Here is a 6,716-nt window from a genome sequence, read left to right as displayed (position 1 = left end):
CTGCGCGCCTACCTCACGGAGGAGAAGCTCTCCGCCGCGAAGAAGCGGCTGCTGCTCGGCGAGTACGGCCGCGCCTATTCCCCCGAAGGACTCGCCGCCTCCCTCGGCCGCGCGCGCTGGTGGCAAGGCGACGAGCGGCGGGCGTTCGACCGCATCGAGCGCATCGAGAGGGTGACGCTCGACGACGTGCGGCGCGCCTTCGAGCGCTACGTCGCCCCCGGCCCGCGCGCGAGGCTCTACCTCCGGCCCCGGCACGTACCGCTCCTCGTGCGGCTGTTCGGCTGGCTCTATCCCCTCTTCCAGCGGTGATGCGATGACGACGACGCCGAGGACCTCCCCGTTGGTGGTGCTTTTCGCGGTGGCCGCCGCTTGGCTGCCGGCGCTCGGCGCACGAGCGGGCGCGGCCGCCGCCGCGCCCCCACAGCCGGTCGAGTGGAGGATCGATCCCGCGACGGCGGTGACGCTGGTCGAGGACCACCGTGTTCCCGTGATCACGCTCCGGCTGCGCTTCCCGGTGGGGACATGGTCGCCCTGGGCGCGGGAGAGGCACGTCGAGGAGGCGTTCGAGATCCAGTTCTACGATCCCGAGGGCGCGCTGCGGCGCCGCGCCGACGCGCTCGGGATCCGCCCGTCGCTCGAGGTCTCCCAGCGCCAGGCCGAGCTGGCGGTGACGTTCCTCGCGCGCGACCTCGACGAGGTCTCGCGGCTGGTGCGCGACATCCTGTCGAACCGCGATTTCGACCGGCGCGAGCTGAAGCGCTGGCGGCAGCAGCGGAAGCTGCTCTGGAAAGAGCAGCAGACGTCGCCCGCGTTCCGCCTGGGGCAGGCGGCGATGCGCGCGCTGTTCCGCCCGGGCGACCCCCGCCGGCTGGAGTACGAAAAGCCCCCGCGCCTTTCGACGGATACGGCCGAACTGGCGGCGGCGCGCGATCTCGTGCTGGCGCTCCCCGGCCGGCAGATCGGCTTCGCCGGCGACATCGACCGCGAGCGCGCCGAGGCGATCGCGCGCGGCCTGCTCCCGCCGCCCCTCGAAGAGCCGCCCGAGGGCCTGGAGCCGGATCTCCCGCCGCCGGTGGATCCGGAGAAGAGGCCGCGCGAGGTGACGGTCGCGATCCGGCGGCTGACGCAGGTCTACCTCGGCCTGGCGCGCGTCGGGCTTCCGGAGACCGACCCCGACTACCCGGCGTTCCTCGTCGCCGACCACGTGCTCGGCGGCAACTTCTACTCGCGGCTTTCGGTCGCCCTGCGCCACGAGGAGGGCGACACCTACGGGGCCTTCACCCACGGGGGCGGCGGGCTCGTCCCCAGCGGCTACGGCCCGTTCACCTTCACGCGCGCGCCGAACGCCGCCGCCGCGAAGGAGAAGCTGCACCGCGTGATCGACGAGTTCCACGCCCGGGGAATCACCGAGGAGGAACGCGAGCGCGCCGCCGGCTACCTGCTCGGCCGCCGCTGGACCCGCCGCGCGAACCCCGACGCGATCCTCCGCGAGGCGATGTGGGAAGCGCGCTTCGGCCTGCCGCACGGCTTCCGCGACCGCCTCGCCGAAAAGGCCGCCGCGCTCCCGCTCGAGAAGGTCAACGCCTTCATCGAGCGGTTCTACGATCCCGCACGCCTCGTCGAGGTGACCGTCGCTCCGAAGTGAGCCCGGGTTTCCCCCGATCGGGAGAGCCGTGCCGCTCCCTCGGCGAATTCGGCGATCCGCTCGCACGGCCGATCGATCCCGACACGCGACTCTACCCAGATGCCGTAAAGGGAGAGCGCGGCCCGAGGGCAGTCCGTTCGGCCCCGTTGCGCGCGTCCGAGCCGGAAGCGGGCACCCTTCGGCGGAGTCCCTTTCGCGCTCACCTTGCGAAGTCGGGCCTCCGTGCGGGCCATCCAGCGGAATCCGCCGCGTTGCGCTTCGAGGTTTCATGAATGGTCCGGATTGCCGGCGCCGCCGCGCGAACGCCGCGCGGACACGCCGCTCGGTTCGCGGGAACCTGAAGAAAGGCGCGCCGGACCGCTGGCGCCGCGCGCGGAACGATTCGGTGCCGCCCGTCCACGCGGGAGCGGATCCTCCCCTAGAATGCCGGTCCCGCGTTTTCGCCAGGGCGTGCGGTCGCACTGGGACTTTCTGCGAGGACCGGCCGAACCGGCATTCGTGGGCGAATCTGGAGAGCGAGAGTGAAGCTCGAGTTCCTGGGAGACTCCTACGATCTCGTCAGGCAATGCCTGTTGCGCTCGCTGGCCTCGCTGGGGCCTTGGGCCACCCATCCGATGTTCACCGAATTCGTATCGCCGGAGATGGTGGACGCGTACGATCGTTTTTTGGGCACACGGGTTCTGTCGCGCGAGATCCTTGCGCGAGGGGTCGATCGGCATGTCTGTTTCGCGCCAGCCTGCGAATGCGACGATCACGTCTTCCTCGATCCGGACACCGGGATCCGACTCGCACCCACCGAAGGTAAGAGAGCACCGGCTCATGTTTTCGGCCCGGAGCTGGTGGCGGTCGCCAGGGCGCGTCCGAAGAGGTCCACGCTGGTCTTCGACCAGTCGCTCGCGAGGGGTGCAAAGCGCGGGCAACTCGAAGACAAGCTGTCCTTCTTGGCGGATCACGGTCTTCATGCGATCGCCTGCGTGTCGCACGCGTGCTTCGTCCTCGTGGGTGCGGACCACTCGTTGGTCGATAGGGCCTTCGAGGATCTCGAGCGGGAATCCCGATGGCCGGGCGAACGCTTCTTGAGAAGATCGGCGGGCAAGAAGGCGAAGCCATCGATGACATCAGGAGATCGCTGTTCGCCGGGTCGTTCGAGCGGCGACGGGTCGGAACCGGTGTGACCATGAATTTCTACACATCACCCTTTTTCTGGGCGTTCATTTCGATGATCGGCATGCATGGCGCGACGCTCGCGGTCGGCGGTCATCGGATCGCGCGGCGTCTTCCGTTCGTCTCGGCGGTGCTCGCGCTCGTCACGGCAGGGAGAATCATGTTGCCGCTGCCGATCTGCCCGCAGCCGCGCTTCGATCTCGGGTCGTGGCAATCGGTCGCCGGCGGGTTGATCTTGCTGATCGCCTTGGGCGTCGCCGCGCCGGCGCTGACGGTCAAGTGGTGGAGACCTCCGGAACCGGGAATGAAGCTGCGCACGACCGGCATCTATGCGCTCGTCCGGCACCCGATCTACTTGAGCGAGGTTCTGTGGCCCGCCGGCTGGAGCCTGATCTGGGGATCGGTCTACGGATTGGCCCTCACCCCGATCTGGTGGCTGGCGTTCCTGTTGCACGCGATCGCGGAAGAGGACCGCCTGGAGGCCGTGCTGGGCTCCGAGTACGCCGAGTACAAGGCGCGGGTTCGCGGCCGTCTTTTCCCGGGACTGCCTTTCTGATCGAGCTGGCGGGCGAGGCGATGAGCCCGCCGGGCGGCGGCGGCCCGCGGCGCGGCCGGGCCGTTCGGGGCGCGCGGGAGAGGGTGGGCGCACGAATGCCGCGGGCCGGTCACATCCACCGGTGCGGGCATAGCCGGATTCTCGGGCGCCGGCGGGCCGAAGCCTCCGCAGGAGGACCGGGCGGCGCCGTTTCTTCTCGCGGAGGGCCGATCCATCACCTCCGCGTCGCGCGGCCTTGAGCGTCGGTGCGACTCGATTCAAGGTGCTCTGTTCACCGGCCACGAGACCGGCCCCGAGCTCGTGGCTCGCCTTGACCACGGAAGCGTGCCTGCGGAATGGCGAGACGGCGCATGATGAAACCGATGTCGCGGCGCTTCAAGAAAGACAACGCCGCCGCAGTTCCTATCACGCGAACCCCGAGGCCGCCCCGCGAAGTCGAGTGGGAAACACGCTCGGGATTCCCGCACGACTCCCGTGACCGCCCCGCCTGGCGTGCCGCCGCGCTGCCCCGCGAAGAAATCAACGCCTTCATCGAGCGGGTCCGCGATTCCGCACGCCTCGTCGAGGTAACCGTCGCTCCGAGGTGACCCCGGGTTTGCCCCGATCGGGAGAGACGCGCCACGGCGTCGATGCGCGCGCGCCCGTTGCCGGTGATGCTCCTTGCGCCGGGATCCGTCTCGGCAGCACGCGGGGCTCGCGGTGGAAAAACACCGACGCGAATTCGGTTCGAGCGGTACCGGCGATCGCCCGGCGGCGAGCCAAGCGCACCGCGCCCGCAGCCCGCGCCTGCTGGATCGCCTGACCGACGAGATTCTCCGCGCCGGGTCCAGTCCGCGCACCGCCGCGGCCTACGCGAGCTGGGTCAGGCCCTTCATCCGCTTCCACGGCCTGCGCCACCCGCGGGAACTCGGTCCCCCCGAGGTCGTCGCGTTCCTGAACTGGCTCGCCGTCGAACGAGGCGTGGCGAGCGCCACGCAGAACCAAGCCCTCGCGGCGCTGGTCTTCCTCTACCGGCGCGTGCTGGGTCTCGATCTTCCTTGGTTCGACGAGATCGTGCGGGCGAAACGGCCATCGCGCCTGCCGAGCGTGCTTTCCCGCACCGAGGTCGCGTTACTGCTCCGGGAACTCTCCGGCACGACCTGGCTCGTTGCGATGCTCCTCTACGGATCCGGCCTGCGCCTGCTCGAGGCGCTGCATCTCCGCATCAAGGATGTCGACCTGGAACGCCGCCTGCTCGTCATCCGGGACGGCAAAGGGAAAAAGGACCGCGTCGCCCTCCTGCCTCGCTCGCTCGAGGATCCGCTGGCACGGCAGATCGATCACGTCACGCGACTTCACGAGGCCGACCTGAAGCAGGGCGCCGGTTGGGTCGCCCTGCCCGACGCGATGGCACGCAAAGCACCGCACACGGGAAGAACGCTGCCCTGGCAATGGGTCTTTCCGGCCACGCGCTGTTACCGCGACCGCGAGACGCGCCAGCTTCGCAGGCATCACCTTCATGAGACGGTGATCCAACGCGCGCTCAAGACGGCGGCAGCATGCGCCGGCATCCGGAAGCGCGTCCATCCGCATGCGCTTTGCCATTCGTTCGCCACGCACCTGCTCGAAAGCGGCGCCGACATCCGCACGGTCCAGGAACTTCTCGGTCACAAGGACGTCCGCACGACGATGATCTACACACACCTCGCCGGTCTAGGCCCCCTCGGTGCCCGCAGCCCGGCCGACGATCTTCCTCGGCCCACCAACCCCGAACTCCGCGATCGTTCGTGACGGGTCGACGACTCGCCGAGGGGTCTGCGCAAACCCGGGGTGCTCGGCAACGACAGCCAATTCCCCATCCGGACATCCCCCTTGATCCGCATAAACCCGGAGAAGGACGGACCAGCCGATCAACGCCTCGCGCGACCCGACCCCGGCGTAACCGGTTCACAAGGGGGGCGGATGCCGTTGTACAATGCCGCCAAGCCGCGTCCTCGCAGGGGCGTGAGATCGCAGCGCAACCTCCTACGAAGACCGGCCGAATTCAAGTTATACGGAAACCTCATTCTTGGCCTGAGTGCTTATCATGACAAAAGGTATACGCAAGACGAAAGAACAAGGCACCCGAAGAGCCGGGAAAATGGTCGGCCGCGTTGTTAGCCGATCCAAGAAGCCGATTGGTGCTCCTCCCGGCGTTCTCGTTTACCCAGGTGAGCGAAAAGCGGAACCGGTCGTTATGCGCATCTTTAAATATGACTCATCGACGGTGCAAGAAGACGAATGGACGGCGGACCAGCTACCTGAAAAGTATGCGCGAGGCCAGACAGCGACGTGGATCGATGTAACTGGCCTGCACGACGTGGAGACGCTGAAGCGCATTGGCGACGCGTTCTCAATTCATCCGCTAGTCCTGGAAGACATCCTAACTCCCGGCCAACGCGCGAAGTCAGAAGAATACGAAGGATTGCTTGTGATCGTGCTGAAAGACGTGGATTTTGATCGGACATCCATGGTCGTGGGAATCAATCAGGTCACGATCATCTTGGGGGATCATTTCATAATAAGTTTCCGGGATCGACCCACTGATCTCTTTGAACCTGTCCGGGAGCGCCTAAGGAACGGGCGAGGCCAGATCCGCAAGCGAGGTGTAGATTACCTTGCATATGCATTGGTTGACTGTATTGTCGACAAATACTTCCGGCAGCTTGAAGCAATCGGCGAAGAAACCGATGAGCTGGAGGAGGCTGTGACAGGTAGCCCCGATGCGGTTACCATGCAGCGACTCCATGCGCTTCGACGCGAGATGCTCGTATTTCGGAAGGCTGTATGGCCCGTACGGGAGGCTGTTGGTGCACTGCACCGCAGCGATAATCCCCTTATCACAAGGAAGACGGCTGTCTACTTCAGGGACGTTTATGATCACAGCGTCCAGATTTTGGATATCATTGAGACTCTGCGTGAAGTGCTCTCCGGGATGATGGACCTGTATCTCTCTTCGGTGAGCAATAGAATGAATGAGACGATGAAGGTCCTGACCATAATCGCGACAATTTTTATTCCGTTATCTTTCATTGCAGGAGTGTATGGGATGAACTTTCAATACATGCCCGAGCTGAGAATGCGGTGGGCATACCCGGCGGTTTTGGGATTGATGATCTTTGTCGGCGCAGGGATGCTCTGGTACTTTCGGCGGAAGAAATGGCTATGAGGGCTCCTCAGGAGACATGCATCGGGCTCGTAGCCGTAATCCGCATAACTACGGCATGCACCTGACGGCGCTGCGCGCCGCAGGTGATGCCGAAGCCGTTAGACTCTCCTGGGCGGAGTTGGAGGAAGAACGGCTGTGCCTCTTCGTCTTCTTGAAGTTATCGT

General features: G+C 66.2%; 6 protein-coding genes. All 6 read left to right on the top strand.

Annotated elements, in window-relative coordinates:
* The coding region (locus tag D6718_10310) for an insulinase family protein (protein RMG44321.1) at positions 1-309 on the top strand (309 nt) is incomplete at its 5' end.
* A 4-nt stretch (positions 310-313) separates the two neighbouring features.
* Positions 314-1,645: an insulinase family protein gene (locus D6718_10305; protein ID RMG44320.1), complete on the top strand. Its 1,332-nt coding sequence runs from the start codon at positions 314-316 to the stop codon at positions 1,643-1,645.
* 1,057 nt (positions 1,646-2,702) lie between these two features.
* Positions 2,703-3,365 (top strand): isoprenylcysteine carboxylmethyltransferase family protein, encoded by a 663-nt coding sequence (locus tag D6718_10300; protein ID RMG44319.1) that lies wholly within the window; start codon positions 2,703-2,705, stop codon positions 3,363-3,365.
* A 350-nt stretch (positions 3,366-3,715) separates the two neighbouring features.
* Positions 3,716-3,952 (top strand): hypothetical protein, encoded by a 237-nt coding sequence (locus D6718_10295; protein RMG44318.1) that lies wholly within the window; start codon positions 3,716-3,718, stop codon positions 3,950-3,952.
* Between the two features lie 211 nt (positions 3,953-4,163).
* Positions 4,164-5,135, top strand: coding sequence for an integron integrase (locus D6718_10290; protein ID RMG44322.1), 972 nt, complete (start codon positions 4,164-4,166; stop codon positions 5,133-5,135).
* Positions 5,136-5,484: 349 nt separating this feature from the next.
* Positions 5,485-6,552, top strand: coding sequence for a magnesium and cobalt transport protein CorA (gene corA, locus D6718_10285; GenBank protein ID RMG44317.1), 1,068 nt, complete (start codon positions 5,485-5,487; stop codon positions 6,550-6,552).
* The last annotated feature ends 164 nt before the right edge of the window (positions 6,553-6,716 follow it).

The organism is Acidobacteriota bacterium, from assembly GCA_003696075.1.
In the GTDB taxonomy this organism is placed as follows: Bacteria; Acidobacteriota; Polarisedimenticolia; order J045; family J045; genus J045.
This window is presented reverse-complemented; position numbering and strand designations above follow the sequence as displayed.

Bases quoted from the DNA above. Each gene is read 5' to 3' on its own strand.
- D6718_10305 (RMG44320.1), top strand. From the start codon at position 314: ATGACGACGACGCCGAGGACCTCCCCGTTGGTGGTGCTTTTCGCGGTG.
- corA (RMG44317.1), top strand. From the start codon at position 5,485: ATGGTCGGCCGCGTTGTTAGCCGATCCAAGAAGCCGATTGGTGCTCCT.
- D6718_10300 (RMG44319.1), top strand. From the start codon at position 2,703: ATGGCCGGGCGAACGCTTCTTGAGAAGATCGGCGGGCAAGAAGGCGAA.
- D6718_10295 (RMG44318.1), top strand. From the start codon at position 3,716: ATGATGAAACCGATGTCGCGGCGCTTCAAGAAAGACAACGCCGCCGCA.